At 70.9% G+C, this 21,821-nt stretch carries 19 protein-coding genes; 13 read left to right on the top strand and 6 right to left on the bottom strand.

Annotation, left to right across the window (positions count from 1 at the left end):
• The first annotated feature begins 14 nt into the window (after positions 1-14).
• The 6 genes from QQX13_RS08080 to QQX13_RS08055 all read left to right on the top strand — a co-directional run bounded on the left by QQX13_RS08080 (position 15) and on the right by QQX13_RS08055 (position 6,286).
• Positions 15-1,304: an extracellular solute-binding protein gene (locus QQX13_RS08080; RefSeq protein ID WP_301119208.1), complete on the top strand. Its 1,290-nt coding sequence runs from the start codon at positions 15-17 to the stop codon at positions 1,302-1,304.
• A gap of 39 nt (positions 1,305-1,343) precedes the next feature.
• Positions 1,344-2,291: a carbohydrate ABC transporter permease gene (locus QQX13_RS08075; protein WP_301119210.1), complete on the top strand. Its 948-nt coding sequence runs from the start codon at positions 1,344-1,346 to the stop codon at positions 2,289-2,291.
• 20 nt (positions 2,292-2,311) lie between these two features.
• Positions 2,312-3,148 (top strand): carbohydrate ABC transporter permease, encoded by an 837-nt coding sequence (locus tag QQX13_RS08070; protein ID WP_301119212.1) that lies wholly within the window; start codon positions 2,312-2,314, stop codon positions 3,146-3,148.
• Positions 3,149-3,186: 38 nt separating this feature from the next.
• A complete protein-coding gene (locus QQX13_RS08065) occupies positions 3,187-3,681 on the top strand; it encodes a nuclear transport factor 2 family protein (RefSeq protein WP_301119214.1) in 495 nt (164 codons plus the stop codon).
• Between the two features lie 125 nt (positions 3,682-3,806).
• Positions 3,807-5,270, top strand: coding sequence for a C-glycoside deglycosidase beta subunit domain-containing protein (locus tag QQX13_RS08060; RefSeq protein WP_301119216.1), 1,464 nt, complete (start codon positions 3,807-3,809; stop codon positions 5,268-5,270).
• Entirely contained in the window at positions 5,267-6,286 is a 1,020-nt protein-coding gene (locus QQX13_RS08055; RefSeq protein WP_301119218.1) for a sugar phosphate isomerase/epimerase family protein, read from the top strand. Before QQX13_RS08060 ends, QQX13_RS08055 begins: the two co-directional genes overlap by 4 nt.
• Before the next feature lie 80 nt (positions 6,287-6,366).
• On the opposite strand, the gene QQX13_RS08050 is transcribed toward QQX13_RS08055, so the two are convergent.
• From QQX13_RS08050 to QQX13_RS08040, 3 genes are read right to left on the bottom strand one after another with little or no spacing between them, the layout of a single operon-like run.
• Positions 6,367-7,857 (bottom strand): MFS transporter, encoded by a 1,491-nt coding sequence (locus QQX13_RS08050; RefSeq protein WP_301119220.1) that lies wholly within the window; start codon positions 7,855-7,857, stop codon positions 6,367-6,369.
• A gap of 49 nt (positions 7,858-7,906) precedes the next feature.
• The gene (locus tag QQX13_RS08045; protein ID WP_301119222.1) at positions 7,907-8,884 is read right to left on the bottom strand and encodes an ROK family protein; all 978 of its coding nucleotides are present in this window, start codon (positions 8,882-8,884) and stop codon (positions 7,907-7,909) included.
• A 1-nt stretch (position 8,885) separates the two neighbouring features.
• Positions 8,886-10,067: an ROK family transcriptional regulator gene (locus QQX13_RS08040; protein WP_301119224.1), complete on the bottom strand. Its 1,182-nt coding sequence runs from the start codon at positions 10,065-10,067 to the stop codon at positions 8,886-8,888.
• Positions 10,068-10,310: 243 nt separating this feature from the next.
• On the opposite strand from QQX13_RS08040, the gene QQX13_RS08035 reads away from it, so the two are divergent.
• The 4 genes from QQX13_RS08035 (at position 10,311) to QQX13_RS08020 (ending at position 15,348) form a co-directional block, all read left to right on the top strand.
• Complete coding sequence (locus tag QQX13_RS08035) at positions 10,311-11,411, top strand: Gfo/Idh/MocA family protein (protein ID WP_301119226.1); 1,101 nt, start codon at positions 10,311-10,313, stop codon at positions 11,409-11,411.
• A gap of 139 nt (positions 11,412-11,550) precedes the next feature.
• Positions 11,551-12,633, top strand: a complete 1,083-nt coding sequence (locus tag QQX13_RS08030) for a Gfo/Idh/MocA family oxidoreductase (protein ID WP_301119228.1) — start codon at positions 11,551-11,553, stop codon at positions 12,631-12,633.
• Between the two features lie 130 nt (positions 12,634-12,763).
• Positions 12,764-13,897 carry an ROK family protein gene (locus QQX13_RS08025; protein WP_301119230.1) on the top strand — a complete coding sequence of 378 codons (1,134 nt, stop codon included), beginning with the start codon at positions 12,764-12,766 and terminating at the stop codon, positions 13,895-13,897.
• 155 nt (positions 13,898-14,052) lie between these two features.
• Positions 14,053-15,348 (top strand): C-glycoside deglycosidase beta subunit domain-containing protein, encoded by a 1,296-nt coding sequence (locus QQX13_RS08020; protein ID WP_367281260.1) that lies wholly within the window; start codon positions 14,053-14,055, stop codon positions 15,346-15,348.
• 88 nt (positions 15,349-15,436) lie between these two features.
• On the opposite strand, the gene QQX13_RS08015 is transcribed toward QQX13_RS08020, so the two are convergent.
• From QQX13_RS08015 to QQX13_RS08005, 3 genes are all read right to left on the bottom strand, one after another.
• Positions 15,437-16,540, bottom strand: a complete 1,104-nt coding sequence (locus tag QQX13_RS08015; protein ID WP_301144533.1) for a Gfo/Idh/MocA family protein — start codon at positions 16,538-16,540, stop codon at positions 15,437-15,439.
• A gap of 48 nt (positions 16,541-16,588) precedes the next feature.
• Positions 16,589-18,286 carry a GMC oxidoreductase gene (locus QQX13_RS08010; protein ID WP_301119234.1) on the bottom strand — a complete coding sequence of 566 codons (1,698 nt, stop codon included), beginning with the start codon at positions 18,284-18,286 and terminating at the stop codon, positions 16,589-16,591.
• A 126-nt stretch (positions 18,287-18,412) separates the two neighbouring features.
• The gene (locus tag QQX13_RS08005; protein WP_301119236.1) at positions 18,413-19,174 is read right to left on the bottom strand and encodes an IclR family transcriptional regulator; all 762 of its coding nucleotides are present in this window, start codon (positions 19,172-19,174) and stop codon (positions 18,413-18,415) included.
• A 135-nt stretch (positions 19,175-19,309) separates the two neighbouring features.
• On the opposite strand from QQX13_RS08005, the gene QQX13_RS08000 reads away from it, so the two are divergent.
• Genes QQX13_RS08000 through QQX13_RS07990 form a run of 3 tightly spaced genes read left to right on the top strand, consistent with a single transcriptional unit; the run spans position 19,310 to position 21,794 of the window.
• Positions 19,310-20,002: a CoA transferase subunit A gene (locus QQX13_RS08000; RefSeq protein ID WP_301119238.1), complete on the top strand. Its 693-nt coding sequence runs from the start codon at positions 19,310-19,312 to the stop codon at positions 20,000-20,002.
• Between the two features lie 2 nt (positions 20,003-20,004).
• The gene (locus tag QQX13_RS07995) at positions 20,005-20,646 is read left to right on the top strand and encodes a CoA transferase subunit B (protein WP_301119240.1); all 642 of its coding nucleotides are present in this window, start codon (positions 20,005-20,007) and stop codon (positions 20,644-20,646) included.
• Positions 20,643-21,794, top strand: a complete 1,152-nt coding sequence (locus tag QQX13_RS07990; protein ID WP_301119242.1) for an acetyl-CoA C-acyltransferase — start codon at positions 20,643-20,645, stop codon at positions 21,792-21,794. The genes QQX13_RS07995 and QQX13_RS07990 overlap by 4 nt, the downstream gene beginning before the upstream one ends.
• Positions 21,795-21,821 lie beyond the last annotated feature (27 nt).

Here is a 21,821-nt window from a genome sequence, read left to right as displayed (position 1 = left end):
TCGAAAGGCTTGACATGATGACCCTCACCTTCGCCCGTCCGTTCCGCGCCGCGGCGCTCGCCGGAGCCGGGGCGCTCGCCCTGGCCGCCTGCTCATCCGCGGTCGGGGATACGCCCGAGGACGGCGGCACGGTCGACGGGTCGAGCATCAGCATCTCCGTGCCGGCGACCGAGGCGGGCGTCAACCCGCACGTCGAGTTCGCCGAGCGCTACATGGCGGAGTTCCCCGACCGCACCGTCGAGGTGGTCGAGCTCCCGGGCGACGGCTACGCGAACTCGACGCGCACGCAGCTCCAGGCGGGCAACGCCGCCGACCTCATCTACGTGACCCCGGGCGCGGGCAACCCCCAGTCGCTCCTGCCCTTCGCCGAGGCGGGCTTCCTGGAGTCGCTCTCGGGGACCTCCGCAGAGTCGACCGTCCCGGCCAGCAGCGCCGCGCTGTTCGGCTCCGACGGCGAGATCTACGCCCAGGGCCTCGACCTCACCGTGATCGCCTCGGTCGCCAACGACACGGCGATGGCCGCCGCCGGCTACGCGCTGCCGGACGACTTCGGCGCGCTGCTGGCCTCCTGCGCGGATGTCCAGGCCGACGACGCCAGCGTCTACGTCATCGCGGGTACGGCGGTCCCGAACACCGGTCTGCTGGGCATTTCGCTCGCCGGCGCCCGCGTCTACGCCGAGGACCCCGACTGGAACATGCGTCGCGCCGCCGGCGAGGTGACGTTCGCCGACACCGCGGCGTGGCACGACACCCTGGAGGCCGTCATCGAGCTCCAGGAGGCCGGCTGCTTCCAGGACGGCGCGGAGGGCGGTGACTTCGGCACCATCACGGTGGGGCTGGGCCAGGGCACGTCGTACGCGGCGTTCATCCCCTCGGGGGCCGCCGAGCAGCTCGCGACCGAGACCGGGTCCGAGTTCTCGCTCCACGCGCTGCCCGGCGCGACCGCCGAGTCCACCACCGTGTACGCCAGCGTCAACAACGCGCTCGCCCTCACCTCGGGATCGAAGAACAAGGCCGCGGCGCTCGCGTTCCTCGACTGGATGGCGCAGCCGGAGAACCTCGCGGCGTACGGCGAGACGTCCGGGAACCTGCCCGTCGGCGACCTCGACCCGGCCGACCTGCCCGCCGCGTACGCGCCGATCGCGGACTTCATCGCCGAGGCCGACTACCTGCCGCTGCCCAACCAGTCGTGGTCGTCCGGCGAGGTCTACAACGCCCTGGGGGCCGGCATCCAGGGCCTGCTCACCGGCCAGACCACGGTCGAGGACGTACTGGCCGCGATGGACGCGGCCTGGGACAAGTAGTCCGACCCCCTCACGCCGGGAGATCGAAGGATGAGCGTCATGACGATCAAGAAGCCGACAGCTGAGTCCGCACCGCCCGCCGCGCCGCACCAGCCGCGACCGGCCGAGAGCCGGGCGCAGCGCCGGTTCCACGCCGGCGACTACGGCTCCTGGTGGTGGGCCCTGCCCGCGCTGGCGATGGTGTTCTGCATCCACTACCTCGCGACCGCGTTCGGCGGGTACTACTCCTTCACCGACTGGAACGGGCTCGGCCCGGCCACCTGGGTCGGCATCGACAACTTCGTCGCGATCTTCAACGACCCGCAGATGGCGGGCGCGGTCAGGAACACGCTCGTGATCGCGATCGTGTTCGTCGTGGTCGCCAACGTGATCGGCCTGCTGTTCGCGCTCGCGCTGAACCGCACGCTCAAGTCCCGCTACCTGCTCCGCGTCCTGCTCTTCGCGCCGGTGGTGCTGAGCTCGCTCGCCGTCTCGTACGTCTTCCGGTTCATCTTCGCCCAGGAGGGCGCGCTCAACGCGCTGCTCGAGGCCGTGGGGCTCGAGTCCTGGCAGCGGACGTGGCTCGCGGATCCGACGTGGGCGATCGTCGCGATCATGACCGTCCTGATTTGGCAGAACGTCGGGCTCACCATGGTGATCTATCTCGCGGGCCTGGCGACGGTCCCGCAGGAGCAGGAGGAGGCGGCCGCCGTGGACGGCGCCAGTATGTGGCAGCGGTTCCGCCACGTGGTGATGCCGGGCATCCAGCCGGCCGTGGCCATCGCCACCACGCTCACGCTCGTCAACGGCCTGCGCGTCTTCGACCAGGTGATGGCGATGACGGGCGGCGGGCCCTTCGGGGCGACCGACACCCTCGCGACCGTCGTGTACCGCGAGACCTTCGCGTTCGGCCGGTTCGGCTACGGCGCGGCGCTCTCCCTCACGCTGACCTTCTTCGTGGTCGTCGCGGCGGGATTCCAGCTGTACATCACGCGACGCAAGCACTAGCAGAACAAGGAGGAACGACGATGTTCCGCTACACCAAGCTCACCCTCGTCCGCGAGATCGGCGTCGTGCTCGCCGCGCTCGTGATGCTCTCGCCCTTCTACATCCTGATCGCCACGGCGCTCAAGCCGCGACAGGCGCTCCTCACCACTCCCGCGATCTCCTGGCCCGAGACCCCGACCTTCGACGCGTTCCGGGAGGTCATGGGCGAGGCCGGATCCAGCGGGGTGTGGCAGGGGCTGATGAACAGCCTGATCATCACGGTGGGTGCCGTCGCCGGCCTCGTGGCGATCGGCTCGATCACCGCCTATGTCCTCGCGCGCAAGCTGTCCAAGGTCAGCAACGTGGTCTACGCGCTGGTCATCGCGGGCATCGTGGTGCCCCCGCAGCTCGGGCTCATCCCGATCTACACGTCGGCACGCTCGCTCGGCCTGATCGGCAGCCAGTGGGGCATGATCGTGCTCTACATCGGCATGATCATGCCGTTGTCGATCTTCCTCTACGCGGGCTTCGTGCGCGCCATCCCCCGCGAGTACGAGGAGGCCGCGACCATCGACGGCGCGAGCAAGTTCAAGGTGTTCACGCGCGTGATCTTCCCGCTGCTGGCGCCCGCCACCGGCACCGTCGCGATCATGACCGGCCTGGTCATCTGGAATGACTTCTTCAACGCGCTGATCTTCCTGCAGGGGACCGACGCCGCCACCCTGCCGGTCTTCATGTACGGCTTCGTGGGCTCGCTGACGTCGCGTTGGGACCTGATCTTCGCGGTCGTGATCATCTCCATGATCCCGATCCTGACCTTCTACCTGTTCGCGCAGAAGAAGTTCATCCAGGGCTTCGCCGGTGGCATCAAGTCCTGACGCACGCGACCGCACACCCGAGCGATGGGACACATCAGGTGACCGAGACCGCCCCCCGCATCCCCCCGATCCGCTCGGTCGCGCCCACGGAGCCGGCCGACCAGCTGCGCTGGCTCGTCGACCGGGCGCAGATCTCCGACCTGCTGATCGAGTTCGCCCGATCGCTCGACGAGCGCGACTGGGAGGTCAACCTCGCGCTGTACGTGCCGGACGGCGTGTTCATGCTCGGTGACAGGCTGCGCGTCGAGGGGCACGAGGCGATGCGTGCGAACACTGTGGGGGACGCGGGCCTCGACCAGTACCGCGGCACCTGGCACCTCTCGGCGAACCATGCGATCGAGATCGCCGGCGACACCGCGCGCTCCCGCTCCTACCTGATGGGTGTGCATCGCCTCGACGGGGACACGTATCGCCATGCCGACGGGGCTGGGTGGTACGACTGCACGCTGCGTCGGACCCCCGACGGGTGGCGGTTCGTCACCGTCCGCATCCATGAGGTCTGGCATGGCGGAGAGAGGCTTCCGCACGCCTGACCCCCTGCGCCGGGCGGGCCCGGGCGCGAGGTGCCCGCCTCGCGGCACCCCCCTTATGTTGACAAGTGACGTAAGTACGGCTACAATCGACATTGTTCCCACCAACGTACTCAACGAGGAGAATCGTGGCCACGTCAGACAGCCTCATCAACGACTCCAGCCTTCGCGTCCACCCGGACGGCGTGGCGGTCTCGCTTCAACTTCCCTGGTACCGGAGCCTCTGGCTGTCCGCGGTGAACTCTCTCGAGCTGACGATCGACGGCGTCCCGGTGCCGTCCGACCGCCTGCGCCTGGAGCTCGACGGCACGGCCTACCCCGTCGAGGGCCTCCGCGAGCGCTTCGAGACCCTGTGGTTCCTCGAGGAGCGGCCGCTGCTCGTCGCGACCCTGGAGGAGCCGCTCGCGCTCGGCACGACCCACGAGGTCGAGGTCACCGCCGATCTCACCATCGTCTACATGCAGATCAAGCCCGGCCTGTACGTCCCCAACCGCGTCAGCATGACGCGCACCCTTGAGGTGGTGGACCTCGGAGCGCCGCCGCCGGCCCTGCGCGTCGACGAGGTTCCCGCGCCCGTCGACCGCTCCGACCTGCCCTTCAAGCTCGGCACCACGCTGTACTCGGCCACCGCGGAGCTGGCGGCGGGCCAGTACACGCTGGAGACGCTGCTCGACCGCGTCGCGGAGGCGGGGATCGGGCCCGGCATCGAGATCGTCGCGTCGCAGAGCCTGCGCGACTATCCGGTCGTGACCGAGGAGTTCGCGACGAACTGGGAGCGCATCTTCGACAAGCACGGCTTCGAGGCCAGCTCGTTCGGCGCGAACCTCGACCTTGGACGACGCCGCGACCGCGACATGACGCCCGACGAGGAGTTCGAGTTCTCGAAGACACTCTTCGAGGGCGCGAAGCGCCTGGGCTTCCCGCTCGTGCGCATCCAGAGCGCGAAGCCCGAGCTGCTGCGCCGGCTGTTGCCGCTGGCCGAGGACCTCGAGCTCAAGATGGCGTATGAGATCCACGCACCCGAGGGCCCCAACTCGCCCAAGATCCTCGAGGTGCGAGAGACCTACGCCGAGCTCGACTCACCGCTGCTCGGCTTCGTCGCCGACTTCTCGTCGACCATGCGCGCGATGGCTCCGGTGCTGCTCACGGCGCTCGGCCGGATGGGGCTCGACACCGCGGCGCTCGACCGCCTCCAGCAGATCTGGGCGACCGACGCGTCGATGTTCGAGCGCCAGGAGGAGTTCGCCGCGTACCTCACCGGCCGCGGGATCGATCCCATGTCGCTCGCCCCGTTCAACCGCCTCGCGTTCAACATGCAGGGCACGGTGCCGGTCGAGGAATGGCTCGACATCATGCCGCAGATCCTCCACGTGCACGCGAAGTTCTACGACATCGACGCGCACGGCGACGAGCCGTCGATCGACTACCCGGCGCTCGCACGCATCTTCATGCAGGGTGGGTACCAGGGCTTCTGGTCCTCCGAGTACGAGGGCCACGCCTTCGCGGACCTCGGCGAGGTCGACCCGATCGCCCTGGTGCGCCAGCAGCACGACCTGATCGCCCGATCGCTCCTGCAGGAGGTGGCACGATGAGCGCCCTGGAGTCCCGCCTCCCCGTCACGCTGTTCACCGGACAGTGGGCCGACCTCCCGTTCGAGGAGGTCGCGCGGCTGGCCGCGGAGTGGGGCTACGACGGCCTCGAGATCGCCGCGTCGGGGGACCATCTGGACCTCAAGCGCGCGGACGAGGACCACGCGTACCTGCAGTCCCGCCTCGACATCCTCGACGCGCACGGACTGACGGTCCACGCGATCTCGAACCACCTCACGGGCCAGGCGGTGTGCGACGACCCGATCGACTTCCGCCACCAGGCGATCCTGCGTCCCTACACGTGGGGCGATGGCGATCCCGAGGGCGTGCGTCAGCGCGCGGCGGAGGACATGAAGCGCGCGGCTCGCGTCGCTCGCAAGCTCGGCGTCGACACGGTGGTCGGGTTCACGGGGTCCAGCATCTGGCCCTACGTCGCGATGTTCCCGCCGGTGCCCGCCGAGGTCATCGAGGCAGGATTCGAGGACTTCGCCGCCCGCTGGAACCCGATCCTCGACGTCTTCGACGCCGAGGGGGTGCGGTACGCGCACGAGGTGCACCCCGGCGAGATCGCCTACGACTACTGGTCCTCGGTGCGCACGCTCGAGGCCATCGGCCACCGGGAGGCGTTCGGCTTCAACTGGGACCCGTCCCACATGATGTGGCAGAACATCGACCCCGTGGGCTTCATCTGGGACTTCAAGGACCGGATCTACCACGTCGACTGCAAGGACACCCGCATGCGGCCGCACAACGGCCGTGCCGGGGTCATGGGCTCCCACCTGCCGTGGGGCGACCCCCGCCGCGGCTGGGACTTCGTCTCGACCGGGCACGGCGACGTGCCATGGGAGGACTCGTTCCGCGCGCTCTCGGCGATCGGCTACACCGGCCCGATCTCCATCGAGTGGGAGGACGCCGGGATGGATCGCCTCCACGGTGCCAAGGAGGCCGTCGGCTACATCCGCGGCCTGCTGTGGAACCTGCCCAGCGCATCGTTCGACTCCGCGTTCTCGAACCAGTAGACGCTCCTCCTCGGCGGCGCCGGCGGGCCTGGGCCCCCGGCGCCGCTTCGTCGTGCCGCGCCGCGGACGATGCGTGCGGGTCAGTCGGCGTCGGCCCTCGCCGGCTCGACGTCCAGCAGATGACGCGGCAGCACCACCGCCGCGACGATCGCGCAGGCGTACAGTCCGCCCGCGGCCAGCAGGATCGGCGCCATGGCGCCGGAGTAGGCCGCCGCGATCTCCGCCCGCACCTCGGTGGTCGCCTCCGCGAGCACGGCCGGCGTGAGGGACGATGCGGAGACTCCGTCGGGCAGCGAGGTGTCGGCGAGGCGGCGCGCGAGCTCCGCGCCGAGGAACCCGCCGGCCATCGCGGTCCCGAGCGTGATCCCCATCTGCCGGAAGAGGTTGGTGGTCGAGGTCGCGACCCCGAGGAAGCGGCGCGGCGCGCTGCTCTGGATGAGCACCACCGACAGCTGCAGGAAGGTGCCGGTCCCGAGCCCGACCAGCACGAAGAGGCCGGCGAGCAGCCACAGCGGGAGTCTGGGCAACGTGAGCCCCGCGAGCAGCAGGGCGGTCGCGCCGATGATGGTGCCCACGACGGGGTAGGCCCAGTAGCGGCCCGTGCGGCTCACCAGATGGCCGGTCGTGTTCGACGCGATGATGAGCCCGACGGTGATGCCGACGGGCACCATGCCCGCCACGACGGTCGACGTGTTGTAGTGCATCTGCGCGTAGGCGGGCAGGTACGAGACCAGGCTCAGCATGCCGGCGCCGGTGGTGACCGCGAGCACCATGGCGGGCCGCACCCCGAACGCACGGAACATCTGGAACGGCACGATCGGCTGGGCGGCGCGGCGCTCCACCAGCACGAGCCCGACGGCCGCGGCGACGGAGACTGCGGCCGTGAGCAGCGCGGGGGGTGACGTCCACGCCCACGCCCGTCCGCCTAGGGTCGCCAGGAGGGTGAGGCCGGTGACGGCGACCCCGACCAGCGCGGCTCCCGGGTAGTCGAGGCGGGTCACCCGCTCCTCGCGGATCTGGGGGACGCTGCGCCACGCGAGCGCGAGGGCCACCAGCGCGAACGGCAGGTTGAGGAAGAAGATCCAGCGCCACCCGAGCGTGTCGGTGACGATCCCGCCGATCGCGGGCCCCGCGACCGTGGCGATCCCGAACACCGACGCGAGAAGGCTCGCCCACTTCGCTCGGTCCCGGGGCGGGAACACGTCAGCGATGATCGTCTGGGGAAGCAGCCCGATCGCGGCTCCTCCGGCCCCCGCCAGCGCGCGGGTGAGCGTGAGGGTGAGCATCGAGTCCGCGAGACCGCACAGGAGCGAGCCGATCGTGTACACGACGATCGACCCCAGCAGCACCGGACGGCGTCCGAGCAGGTCGCCGAGCTGGCCGACGACGGGGATCATCACCGTGCCCGCGAGGGTGTACGCGGTGACGGCCCAGGCGATGTGCTCGAGACCGCCGAGGTCGCCGACGATCGTGGCGAGCGAGGCGCTGACGATGGTCACGTTCATCGCCCCGAGCAGGGAGACGATGAAGAGGGCGGTGATGAGCGAGCGGTGCGCGGTCGCGCGGGGCATGGGAACTCCTCGGGGAGCGGTGCGCCCCACGGTCGAGGGGCGGGACCCGTCAGGCGGGCGTGAGGACCGCCGCACGAGCGAGGTCGGCGGCACCGAGGATCCCGGCCTCGTTCCCGAACGTCGCCGGGACGATGCGGGGGAACGGGCGGTGGTCCGCGCCCGTCAGGTGCCGGCGCAGACCGCGCTCGATGCCGGCGAACAGCGGCGCTCCGGTGGACGCCACGCCGCCGCCGATGACGATCACATCCGGGTCGACGACGGCGACGAGGCTCGCCGCGCCACGGCCGATCCACTCGCCCAGATCGTCGAGAAGGCCCAACGCGAAGGCATCCCCCTCGGCCGCCGCCTGGGCGATGTGCCGGCCGCGGAGGCCACCGTCGGCATGGGCGAGCTCCGTGAGCCGCTCCGCGCCGGGGGCGCGGTCCTCCACGGCGCGGACGCCGTGGCGCTCGAGAGCGGTGCCCGAGGCGTACGCCTCGAAGCATCCGCGCTGGCCGCAGCCGCACTCCTCGCCCTCGGCCACGATCTGCAGGTGACCCACCTCGGCGCCCGCGCCGCAGCCTCCGCGCAGCAGGCGTCCGTCGGCGACGATCGCTCCGCCGACGCCCGTGCCGATCGTCAGCATCAGCATGTCGCTCGCGCCGTGGCCCCCGTGGGCGAACTCCGCCCAGCCCGCGGCGTTCGCGTCGTTCTCGACGACCACGGGCATCGCATCGTCCAGCAGCGCCCGCACGCGTGCGGCGATGGGGTGGTTCCGATAGTGGATGTTGGGCGCGAACATCACGGTCTCGCGGTCCGAGGAGACGAGGCCGGCGACGGCGATGCCGACCGCCTCGACCGGGTGCGTCGCGGCGAGCGACAGGCACAGGTCCGCGGTCGCGCGGTCGATCGCATCGGCGCCGCGAGGTGTAGGGACCTCCGCGCGCCGCACGATCCGGCCGCCGGCGTCGACGACCCCGGCGGCGATCTTGGTGCCCCCGATGTCGACGCCGAGCGCTGCCCGATGCTCGTCCTGGCCGATCTGCATGTCAGCTCCTTCGCTGCGTGGCCGGGGTGGGCCGTGCGCCCAGCCCGGCGAGATGGAACACCTGGCTCTGCACGAGCCGGGACACGCCGGTGACGCCCGCGAGCTCGAGGTCGGTGGCGGCGACGACGCGCAGCTGCTTCGAGGCCAGCGGCTGTGACCGCTGATAGACCACCTCGCGGATCCCGGCGAGCAGCGGTTCGCCGACGGACGCGATCGAGCCGCCGATCACGATGACCGAGGGGTTGATGAGGCTGATGCAGGTGGCCAGCGCCTCGCCGATCGCGCGCCCGGCCTCGCGCACCGCGCGCGTCGCCTCGATCGAGCCCGCGCGCACGAGCGCGACGACGTCACGGCCGTCGTCCGTGTCGACGCCCTGCTCGGCGAGCGTGCGCGCGATGCCGATCCCGCTGGCGAAGGACTCGAGGCAGCCGGTCTGGCCGCAGCGGCAGACGCGGTCGCCGGCCGCGGACACTCTGATGTGACCGATCTCTCCTGCGGCGCCGTCGGCGCCGTGCACGAGCCGCTGGTTGACCACCACGCCCGCGCCGATGCCGGTGGCGACCTTGATCATGAGCATCTCCCGCTCGGCGACCCAGTGGGTGATGCCCTCGCCCACGGCCATCACGTTGACGTCGTTGTCCACCATCACGGGCACGTCGAAGACCAGCCGGACGTATGCGCGGATGTCGAAGCGGTCCCAGCCCGGCATCAACGGCGGGCTGACCGGGAGGCCGGTCGCGAGCTCGACCGGCGCCGGGATGCCGATGCCGAATCCCGCCACGTCGGACTCCGGGCGCCCGGCGGCGGCCAGGAGGTCGCGCGCCTCGGTGAGGATCGCTGCGAGCACGGGCTCGGGCCCGTCCACGACGTCGACCACGATCCGGTGGTGCGCGGTGACGCCGCCGGCCAGATCGGTGAGCGCGACGAGCGCGTGTCGGGCCCCCAGCTCGACGGCGACGATCACGCCGGCGTCGGCGGCGAGCGCGTACAGCATCGACGGACGTCCCTTGGTCGCCGCGGTCCGCTCCAGCTGGGTGACGATGCCTCCCTCGACCAGCTTGGCGAGGTGCGCGGTCACCGTCGAGCGCGAGCGGTCGGTCGCCTCGGCGAGCTCCGTCTTGGTGCGTGACCGGCCGTCGCGAAGCACCGCGAGCAGGTCGCTCGAGGTGGTCGTGTCCGGCATGGGGGCTCCTCCTGGGGAATGCGGCATCGCACTATCGACTTCTGACGAGCATCATCATAAGTCAAGCGGGCGATGCGCACAAGTCGCGGACGCTTCGGGCGTTTCTCGCGCCATCTGACGAGACCCCGACCTACTAACGGCGTTGTGTTACTTGACTTATGCCGAACAACGACATATGATCGAGCCGTACCCACACCCGCGTGGGATGGGCAGCGCATCACAGCGATTCAAAGGAGAACAGCCATGGCGAAGCTCAGGGTCGGCATCATCGGCCTCGGGTTCATCGGGACCCAGAAGCACCTTCCCGGTCTCAAGAGTCAGAAGGACCGCATCGAGCTGGTCGCGTTCTGCGACCTCGAGGAGGCGCGGGCGCAGAAGGCCGCAGACGAGTACGGCGACGACGGCCACTACGTCACCACCGACTGGAAGAAGGTGGTCGAGGACCCGTCGCTCGACGTCATCCACATCTGCACGTGGAACACCTCGCACTGCGAGCTCACGGTCGCGGCGCTCGAGGCCGGCAAGCACGTCATGGTCGAGAAGCCGATGGCCGTGACGGGCGAGGAGGCGCGCCTGATGCGTGACACCGCGAAGCGCGTCGGCAAGAAGCTCACGGTCGGCTACCAGTACCGCTTCGCGACCCACAACCAGTTCATCCGTGACGTGATCGACGACGGCCGCGTGGGCGAGATCTACCACGCAAAGGCCCACGCCGTGCGCCGCCGCGGCGTCCCCATCTGGGGCTGCTTCATGGACAAGAGCAAGCAGGGCGGCGGCCCGCTGATCGACCTGGGCACCCACGCTCTCGACCTCACCCTCTGGTACATGGGCAACTACGAGGTCGAGTCCGTGACCGGCCAGAAGTACCACAAGCTCTACGACAAGCCGCAGGGCAACCTCGCCGGCCCGTGGGACCCCGAGAAGTTCGAGGTCGAGGACTCTGCGTTCGGGTTCATCAAGATGAAGAACGGCGCGACCATCTTCCTCGAGGCGGCGTGGGCGCTGAACGTCAAGGAGGGGCGCGAGTCGTGCGTCGAGCTCGTGGGCACCGAGGCCGGCGTCGAGACCAACCAGGTCGGCAGCGACCACCAGGTGACCGTCAACGGCCCTGTCGGCAACGAGCTCACCCGCATGCAGCCCGACGTCGCGCCGCCCTTCTTCGGAGCGGAGGCGGGCCACCACTCGGGCTTCGTGATCATGGGCTCCGAGGAGTGCCGCCGCTGGGTCGACGCGATCCTGAACGACACCGATCCGTACGTCCTGCCCGAGCAGGCGTGCGTGGTGACCGAGATCCTCGACGCGATCTACCGGTCCGCCGAGTCCGGCGAGCCCGTCACCTTCTGACGCTCGTCGCGACCCTCGCCCCCGCCTCCCTCGAGGGAGGACGCGGGCGAGGGTCGCCCGCCCGTCCTGATGGGGGCGGGTCGGCCCGGTCCCGTGCGGGATCGGGCCCGCCATCGCGGCCGTCGAGGAGGACGGATCCATGGAGCACAGCATCGTCATCGTCGGCTACGGGACCATGGGGATCTCGCACACCGCGAAGCTGCGCGCGCTCGGCGGCGTGCGCGTGGCGGGGGCCGTCGACATCGACCCGGTCCGTCAGGGCTACGCCCGCGAGGACGGCCTGCACGTCTACGCCGACCTCGAGGATGCGCTCGCCGACCCCGACGTCGACATGGTCTTCGTCTGCACCCCGAACGACTCGCATCGGCCGATCGCGCTCGCGGCGCTCGGCGCCGGCCGGCATGTGATCTGCGAGAAGCCGGCCATGCTCGACAGCGCGGAGCTCGAGGAGGTCATCGCGCTCGCCGAGTCTCGCGGGCTCGTCTTCGCGGTTCACCAGAACCGCCGCTGGGACGAGGACTACCTGTCGATCAAGCGGCTCTACGACGACGGCACCATCGGGCCGATCACCCGGATCGAGAGCCGCGTCCACGGCTCGCGCGGCATCCCCTCCGACTGGAGGGCGCTCCCCGAGAACGGCGGCGGGATGCTGCTCGACTGGGGTGTCCACCTGGTCGACCGCCTGCTGGTCATGATCGACGCGCCGGTGGTCGCGGTCTACGCCCGTCTCAGCCACGTGCTCGGACACACCGTCGACGACGGCTTCACGCTCCTGATGACCTTCGGGAACGGCGTCGAGGTCGTGGTCGACGTCTCCACCACGTCCTACATCCCGCTGCCGAAGTGGGTGGCCGCCAGCGCCACGGGCACGGCGACCATCGACGACTGGGAGATGCATGGCAAGGTGCTGCACCGGAACACTCGGTCGGAGGCCGATGCCGCGCCGATCGTCGCCGGTGCGGGGATGACCAAGACCATGGCGCCGCGGGCCGTCGACTTCGCGGCGCTGGTCACCAACGACGAGTCGGTCGAGTTCCTCGAGCTGCCGCGCGTCGAGACCGACGTCTCGGACTTCTACCGCAACGTGCTCGCCGCGGTCGACGGGCGCGAGGCGCTGATCGTGACGCATGCCCAGGTACTCCGCTGCATGCGGCTGCTCGAGGCGGTGGCCGAGTCGCACCGGACCGGCGCCGCGGTCGCGTTCGAGCCGCCCGCGATATAGCGATCCGCACTGTTAATGGTCAGGTGACCGACACAAGACGCCTGGCACGCGCACATAACTCGCGTGATGCACCGTACGATGGGGACGCGAAGGCGCCTGACGCGCCTCCCGAGGCGTATGGAGGGCCGGCTTGGCGACGACCGACAACCACGACGTTCTCGCGCTGCTGCGTGAGGGCCGTCCGCGGACCAAGACCGAGCTCGCCCAGCTGACCGGCCAGGCGCGCTCGACGATCGGCATCAGGCTCGACGCGCTCCTCGAGCGCGGGCTCGTCACCATCCTCGACGAGGCGGTCTCGACCGGTGGCAGGCCGTCGCTCTCCTATGCGTTCAACGCGAAGGCGGGCGTGGTGCTGGCGGCCGACCTGGGCGCGACGCACGCGTACCTCGGGGTGACGGATCTCGCGGGTGAGATCCTCGCGCACCGCCGCGAGGAGCTCGCGATCGGCGACGGGCCGGTGGCCGTCCTCGACCGGGTCGCGGACGCCTGGGACGACCAGCTCGTGGGGCTGGGGCTCACGGCCGCGGATGTGCGCGGAGCGGGCCTGGGCCTGCCGGGCCCGGTGGAGCACTCGACCGGTCGGCCGGTGAGCCCCCCGATCATGCCCGGGTGGGACGACTTCGACGTGCCGGCCTATGTCGCCGGACGCTTCGACGTGCCCGTGCTGGTCGACAACGACGTCAACATCCTCGCGCTCGGCGAGTGGACGGAACGGTACCCCGACGAGACGGATCTGCTCGTGGTCAAGGTCGCGACGGGCATCGGCGCCGGTCTCGTGTGCGCCGGGCGGCTGAGCCGCGGAGCGCAGGGCGCCGCGGGCGACATCGGGCACATCCAGGTGGCCGCCGAGTCGTCCCGGGTCTGTCGCTGCGGCCAGAGCGGATGCCTCGAGGCGTACGCCTCGGGACGCGGGATCGCGCAGTCTCTCGCCGACCTCGGGTCCGCCGCGGCGACCTCGGACGACGTGGTCGAGCTCGTGCGCTCCGGCGACCCGGAGGCGACCCGCCTGTCCCGCGAGGCCGGCCGGCTCATCGGCGAGGTCCTGTCGGCATGCGTCGCGATCCTCAACCCGGGCCGCATCGTCGTGGGTGGCGAGATGGCGCGCTCAGGGGAGACGCTGCTCGCGGGGATCAGGGAGGCGATCTATCAGCGCGCCCAGCCGCTGGCGACCCGTCAGCTGTCCGTGGTGACCATGCAGGATCCCGAGCGCGGAGGTGTTCGCGGCGCGGCGAGGATGGCCCTGGACGCGATCCTCGCCGCGTAGATCCGGGGTGCGGCGACGCCCCACATAAGTCGCGATCTTCTTGACTTATGGTTGTTGTCGACATAAACTGGAGGCGTGCCGTGGCGACCCGACGTGGGGTCGTCCGCTCAGCCTCGGCGGTGGCGTCGGGGCCAGCCATCCGAAAGCGAGAGATCGTGCTCGACATCAACCCCATCCAGTCGCGTGGATTCGCGAACACCCTGGTCGACGGCGCTGCCGTGGGCTTCCAGCTGGACCTGCGCAACCCGAACTATCGCGGCCTGTCGGCGAGCCTGGTCGACGGCGTGGACGTCACCGTGGACGGTCACCTGTTCCCGCACGAGGGCAACGTCTACGTCCTCGAGGGCCGCGAGCTGACGCTCGCGGAGCTGCGCCGGACCACCTCGGGCCGGTGGGACCTCGACCGGACGATGACCGTGAAGGTGCCCCTGGCGGGCGGCCTCGAGCGCGGGGTGCACCGCGTCGCCGTCGACGTGCGGCTGCGCGCGCCCTACATCCCGATCGAGTTCCAGCCGAACGTGTTCCACTTCGAGCGCGAGGCGATCCTGATCGGCGCCGTGTCCGAGCCGCGCTTCAAGTACGGCGTGTCCACCTACAGCTACACGGGCGACATGAACACCGTGATGACCCTCGAGGACGCGATGGCGCACGTCGCGGACCTGGGGGCGACCGGCTTCGAGATCCTGGGCGAGGGGAACGTCGCCGGCTACCCCGACCCCACCACGGAGTGGATCGATCGCTGGTTCGCCGGCCTCGAGCGCTACGGCCTGAAGCCGACGAACTTCGGCAGCTGGATCGATAGCCGCATGTGGCTCGACCGCGACCTCACGGTGGACGAGGGCGCGGCGGCGCTCGAGCGGGACATCCGTCTCGCCGCTCGGCTGGGCTTCAGCTTCGTCCGCCCGAAGATCGGCGTGGTGTCGCTCGACCTGGTGCCGCACCCCATCTGGGACGAGGCTGTCGAGCGGAACCTCGAGCTCGCCCAGGAGAAGGGGATCGTGATCTGCCCCGAGATCCACAGCCCGACGCCCATCAAGCACAAGGTGGTCGACGACTACCTGGCGTTCATCGAGCGGACGGGCACCAGGAACTTCGGCCTGCTGATCGACACCGGCATCTTCATGACCAGGACCGCCTTCCAGGGCATGGACGGCAAGGAGCCGGAGAACGAGGACGACGTGCCGGTGCCGCTCCGTCCGCTGCACGTGCCGGCCTCCGACCTCGCCGAGGTGCTCGAGCACGTGGTCTTCATCCAGGCCAAGTTCTACGAGGTGGACGACGACCTGGTCGACGTCCACATCCCCTGGGAGCCGGTGCTGCAGGTGCTCCGCGACGGAGGCTACGAGGGCTACCTGTCCTCGGAGTACGAGGGTCCGCGCATCCCTTATCGCGGGATCGAGCAGGTGCGTCGCCAGCACGCCATGTTCCACAAGCTCGAGCAGCAGCTCTGACGTCCGGGCGCCCGGGTCCCCTCATGGGGCCCGGGCGCTGCGGTGCACGGCGGCTGCCGCCGCGGCGGTCAGGCTCGTGGTGACGGGCTCACCCGGAGGCGGGGACGTCGACCCAGGCCTCCGACGCGGCGGACTCCAGCACCGCCTCGGTCAGCCGCGCGGCCCGCAACCCGTCGGCGAACGTCGGCAGACCGTCGACCTCATGCCCGACGATCGCGCGGTAGTGATCCTCGATGAAGGCGTCGAAGGCGTCCTGGTAGCCCTGCGGGTGGCCGGGGGGAAGCTTCGAGTACGCGGCGACATCCGCAGGGTCGGCGCTCCCCCGCATGAGGATCCGGTTCGCGTCACGAGCGCCGACCCAGAGCGAGTCCGGGTTCTCCTGGTCGAAGGCGGCAGCCCCGTCGATCCCGTCGACCGAGAGCCAGAGGCGGTTCTTGCGTCCGGGGCTCACCTGGCTCAGCACCACGGAGCCCGTGGCCCCGGCATCGGTCTCGAACATCAGCACCGCCGTGTCCTCCGTGGTCACGGGTCGCCCCGACCGCTCGGCGTGGGCGATGGCGGTGCGGGCGTGCAGGCGGGTGATCCGCTGTCCGGCGACGAACTCCGCGAGGTCGCACCAGTGCACGCCGATGTCCGCGAAGGTGCGCGAGGGGCCTCCCCTGGTCGCGTCGGTGCGCCAGTTGTCGCTGGCAGGGTGGCTCAGCCAGTCCTGCAGGTACGAGCCGTGGATGAGGTGTACCCGTCCCAGCTCGCCCGACCGTGCCAGCACGCGCGCGTGGCGGGCGCTCGCGAAGAACCGGTACACGAACGGCACGGAGGCGACGGTCCGCGCGTGTGCCGCGGCCGTCGCCATCGACTCCGCCTCGTGCACCGTGACCGCGAGCGGCTTCTCGCACACGACGTGCTTGCCGGCCTCGAGCGCCGCGATCGCGAACTCGGCGTGCGTGCTGTTGGGGGTGCAGATGTGCACCACGTCGACGTCGTCCGCCGTCGCGACGTCCCATCCGTCGCGCGCGGGTCGCACCGCGAAGTGCCGGCGTGCGGCCTCGAGGGACGATGCGGCGGTCGAGCCGGCGATGGCCTGCACCACCCCGCCCGCACGTCGCACGGCGCGCGCGTGCACGTCGCCCATCTGCGCGGCGCCGATGATGCCGGTCCGAAGGACTGGTCCTCCGCCTGCGAATCCGGGCATGGGGGGGTGCTCCGTTCCGTGACTCTCGGGGTTGGCGTCGTGCCGCGCCTAGCGGTACTGGACGTCCTCGGTCGGGGAGGTGAGCCCGCCCGCGGCGTGCTGCTCGGCGATGAAGCCCGAGGCGCGTGCCGACAGCGCCATGATCGTGAGCGCGGGGCCCACGTTGGAGCCGCTCACGAAGGAGGCCGCGTCCGGCACGAACACGTTGGGGGCGTCCCATAGCTGGTTGACGCCGTTGACCACAGACATCGACGGGTCGGAGCCCATCCGGGCGCCTCCGGTCTCGTGGATCGCGGCGCCGAGCACCACCGACATCTTGATCCCCTGGCGGAAGATCTCTCTCTGCACCGGGTTGAAGCCCGGCCAGATCTTCTTGGTCTCGAGGCCGGCGGCCGAGCCGATGAAGTTGACGCGGTAGCCCGCCTCGTCGCCCATCTCCTTGAGCGCGGTCATCGACCGCTTGAGCAGCAGGCGGTCGTTCTCGCCCATGCTGATGTCGATGTGCGGGACCGGCATCCCCCACCGGTCCTTGACACGGCTCAGGCGCACGTGGTTGTCGTAGCGCGCGAGCATCTCGCCGGCGCCGCCGAGCCCCATCACGGCGGGCTCCCCGTCCGGCACCGGGATGCGTCCGCCCAGGCCCTGGAAGGAGATCCCGCGGAGGAACGAGGGATCGTGGTGACCAGGGATGTTCTCGTACCGAGGGATCAGGATCCCGCCGCCGACGCCGTAGAACGGGTCGGCCGGCATGTTGTCGGGACGCTCCCAGACGCCCCGGTGCTGCGGGGAGTCGAAGAACCCGATGGAGATGGTCTGGTCCATGAAGTACCGGCCCAGCAGGCCGGACGAGTTGCCCAGGCCGTTCGGGTGGCGGCTCGATCCCGAGTTCAGCAGGAGCCGGATCGACTCGATGGTCGAGGCTGTGACCACCACGGCGTCGGCGAACGCCCGACCCTCGCGCTTCGACGCCCGGTTCACGAACTCGACGCCGGTGGCGAGGCCGGTCGCGTCGTCGGTGGTGATCCGGGTCACCTCGGACTCGGTCAGGATGGTGAGGCGGCCGGTTGCCCTCGCCGCGGCGATCCCCGGCGGGACCCGGTCGGGGAAGGGGGCCTGGCAGCGCCAGGAGATCACCTTGCGCTCGGGCCAGCGGCCCTCGATCCGATCCTTGAAGTCACGCTCGACAGTCGTGAGGTAGCCCGGTCCCACGTACTCGCCGTCCGGCGGGTGGACCAGGCCGTCGGCGTCGCCGTAGACGCCCACGGACCGCTCGACCTTGTCGTACCAGGCCTTGAGGTCGTCGTACTCGATCGGCCAGTCCTGGCCCTCGCCGTCCGCGCTCGCGGCCTTGAAGTCGACGTCCGACATGCGCTGCAGCACCCGCCCGTAGGAGTGCATCCGGCCGCCGAGGAGCTTGCCGCGGATCCACAGGTAGGGGCGGGTCAGGGGCGTCGTGTACGGGTCCTCGAGGTCGTTGACCAGGAATCGGTTGGTGCCCTCGCTGTAGTACGGGCGCCGCGCCTGCGTGATCCTGCCGTGCGCCATGGCGTTCGCGCGGGGGAGCAGGTCGAGTCCCACGCCGCCCTTCTTGCGCGACGGCGGGACGAAGTCCTCCTCGCGCACTTCGCGACCGGCGTCGATGAGCAGGACCTCCAGCCCGCGCTCGGTGAGCTCCCTCACCGCGGAGCTGCCGCCCGGACCGGAGCCGATCACGATCGCGTCGTAGCGGCGGTCGAGGTTGACCATGCTGGTGCTCGCTTCCTCGTCGAGACGCATGGACGCCCGGACTTATGGGCATCATGCATGTGACTTAAGACTGTATCACCATAAGTGCGGGCGGTGTCAGGACGAGAGGCCCGGCACCGGCCGGCGTCACGAGGCCCGGAGCCGCTGCGTGACCACGTGCGCCTGCTCGAGAAGCACCCGGCCGATCTCCTCCTGGCGCTCGCCGGCGAAGCGCGCCTCCACCCCCGTGGCGGACAGCGCCCAGGCGGCACGCCCCTGCGCGTCGAAGATCGCGGCCGCCATTCCCCAGCTGCCCTCGACGATCAGCCCGGGGTTGACCACGTAGCCGACGCTGCGCGCCGCCGCGAGGCGCTCCCGCAGCGCCTCCGCCGAGTGCGACGCCCCCCACGCCGGGGCGAGATCCACGCGCCGGAGGTAGGACTCGCGCTCCGGCTCGGGCAGCATCGCGAGGATCGCGAGCCCCGCGGACGCGACGCCCAGCGGGAAGCGGATGCCCTCGTGCAGGACGTGCGAGCGCAGCGGGAACGCGCCCTCCTCGCGCAGCAGGCACACCGACTCGTCGCCGCGCCGGGCGGAGAGGAACGCGCTCTCGCCGGTGGCGCGGGCCACCTCGCGCACGGCGTCGCGGGCGAGCTCGGTGATGTCGTACCGGTCGGCGGCGAGCGCGCCCATGACGTACAGCTCGGGGCCGAGCATCCAGGTGCCCCGGCCCGCGTCGCGGTCGACGAAGCCCTCGTCGGCGAGCGCCGCGAGCAGACGATGCGCGGTCGGGCGCGTGAGCGACGTCGCCGCCGCGAGGCGGGACGTGGTGTGCGGCCCCTCCTCGGCGCTCAGCGCGCGCAGCAGCGCGCCGATCCTGCCCACCACCTGGGCGCCATCCGTGCTCATGCCGACCTCCGCATCGTCCACATTCTGAACGCTCGCCCGCAAGGTGAGCAAGATCCCGGGGCGGATTGACCCGGATTTCCCCCGACACTAGCGTCGGCGTATCCATCATGTGGGCAGACAAGGAGGTCTGAACGGATGAAGCTGTATCCGAGCGCCGCAGAGGCGCTGGCGGAGGTGGTCCGCGACGGGCAGGTGATCGCGGTTGGCGGGTTCGGCCTCAGCGGCAACCCGACCGACCTGATCGAGGCGCTGCGCGACACCGGCGTCAAGGACCTCACGATCGTGAGCAACAACATGGGCGTGGACGGCAAGGGCCTCGGGATCCTGCTCGAGGCCGGCCAGGTGCGCAAGGTTGTCGCCTCGTACGTGGGTGAGAACAAGCTGTTCGCGCAGCAGTTCCTCGCGGGCGAGCTCGACGTCGAGTTCGCGCCCCAGGGCACCCTGGCCGAGCGGATGCGCGCCGGTGGCGCGGGCATCGCCGGGTTCTACACCCGCACCGGCGTGGGCACCCCCGTCGCCGAGGGCAAGCCGACCATGGACTTCGACGGCGTCGAGCACGTCCTCGAGCGCGGGATCGTCGCCGACGTCGCGCTGGTCAAGGCGCACCGCGCCGACATCGCGGGCAACCTGCGCTACCGCTTCACCGCGCGCAACTTCAACCCGCTGGCCGCGATGTGCGGCCGCGTCACGGTGGCGGAGGCCGAGGTGGTCGACAACGCCCCGCTCGACCCCGACACGATCGAGACCCCCGGGGTGTTCGTGCAGCGGCTCGTGACGTCGGCGCCGCGCGTCAAGGACATCGAGCAGCGGACCGTGAGGAGCGCCTGACCATGTGGACCCGTGAGGAGATGGCCGCGCAGGCGGCCCTGGAGCTGCGCGACGGCCAGCACGTCAACCTGGGCATCGGCATCCCGACGCTCGTGGCGAATCACCTTCCCGCCGGGGTGTCCGTGACCCTGCAGAGCGAGAACGGCATGCTCGGCATGGGGGCGTTCCCCATCGAGGGCACCGAGGACGCCGACCTGATCAACGCCGGCAAGCAGACCGTCACCGTGCTGCCCTTCGGCGCGTTCTTCGACTCCGCCACCAGCTTCGCGATGATCCGCGGCGGTCACATCGACGCCGCGATCCTGGGCGCGCTGCAGGTGGGCGCGAACGGCGACCTGGCCAACTGGACCATCCCCGGCAAGCTGGTCAAGGGGATGGGCGGCGCGATGGACCTGGTGGCCGGCACTCGGCGCGTCGTGGTGGTGACCGAGCACGTCGCCAAGGACGGCAGCCCCAAGATCGTCGCCGAGTGCACCCTGCCCCTGACCGGCCGTGGCGTGGTCCACCGGATCGTCACCGACCTCGCGGTGCTCGACGTGGAGCCGGGCGGGCTCGTGGTCCGACGCCTCGCGCCGGACGTCACCGAGGATCAGGTGCGCGCCTCCACGGGCGCGCCCGTCACCTTCGAGCTGGAGGCGGCATGAGCGTCGTCATCGCGGGATACGCCCGCACCCCCTTCGTGAAGTACTGCGGCGCGTTCTCCCGGATGCCCGCCACCGCGCTCGGCGCGCACGCCGTCGCGGCGGCGTTGGACGATGCGGGGATCGCCGCCGAGGTGGTCGACCAGGTGGTCGCGGGCCAGGTCCTGCAGGGCGGCGCGGGTCAGAACCCTGCCCGGCAGTCCGCCGTCGGGGCCGGGATCCCTCTCACCGTCCCGGCCTCGACCCTCAACGTGGTGTGCCTGTCGGGCACGGAGGCGGTCGCCGCCGGCGCGCGGCTGATCGCCGCGGGCGAGGCTCAGGTGGTGGTCGCGCTCGGGCAGGAGTCGATGACCCTCGCCCCGCACGCCTACGCCGCCCGCATGGGCACCCGCTACGGCCAGATCGCGCTGCTCGACACGCTCGCTCACGACGGTCTCTCCGATGCGTTCGAGAAGCGCTCGATGGGCGAGTCCACCGAGGAGCACGGCGCCCGGCACGGCTTCACCCGCGAGGAGCAGGACGCGTGGGCGGTCGAGTCGCACGCCCGGGCCGTCGCCTCCCGCGAACTGCTGGCCGGCGAGATCGCGCCGGTCACCGTCAAGGAGGGGCAGGACCCGGTCGCGGAGGACGACGGCGTGCGACCCGGGACCTCGCTCGAGTCGCTGGCGCGGCTGCGCCCCGCCTTCGGGGCGAGCGGCACCATCACTGCGGGCAACGCGTCGCAGATCTCGGACGGGGCGGCCGCCGTGGTGCTGGCCGACGAGTCGGTCGCGCCGCGCGCCATCGCGCGCATCGTCGCGACCGCCCTGGTCGCCGGCCCCGACGTGTCCTTGCACGAGCAGCCCGCGGCGGCCACCGAGGCGGCGCTCGCGAGGGCCGGCCGCGCGGTGGGCGACCTCGCGACCGTCGAGATCAACGAGGCGTTCGCGTCCGTGGCGCTCGCGTCGATGCGTCGCCTCGGGGTCGATGCGAGCATCGTCAACCCGCACGGCGGCGCGATCGCGCTCGGCCATCCGATCGGCGCCTCCGGGGCGCGGCTCGTGGGTCACGCGGCACGAACGCTGGCGTCGCTCGGCCCGGGCGCGCTCGGGGTAGCTGCGCTGTGCGGCGGAGGGGGTCAGGGATCGGCGGTGCTGTTCGAGGCGGTCTGAGCACGCGGGTGCGGGGCCGCTTCGCCT

It is taken from the genome of Demequina lignilytica, assembly GCF_030418375.1.
In the GTDB taxonomy this organism is placed as follows: Bacteria; Actinomycetota; Actinomycetes; order Actinomycetales; family Demequinaceae; genus Demequina; species Demequina lignilytica.
Note: the sequence above shows the minus strand (reverse complement) of the source record. Positions and strands in the feature narration are given on the sequence as shown.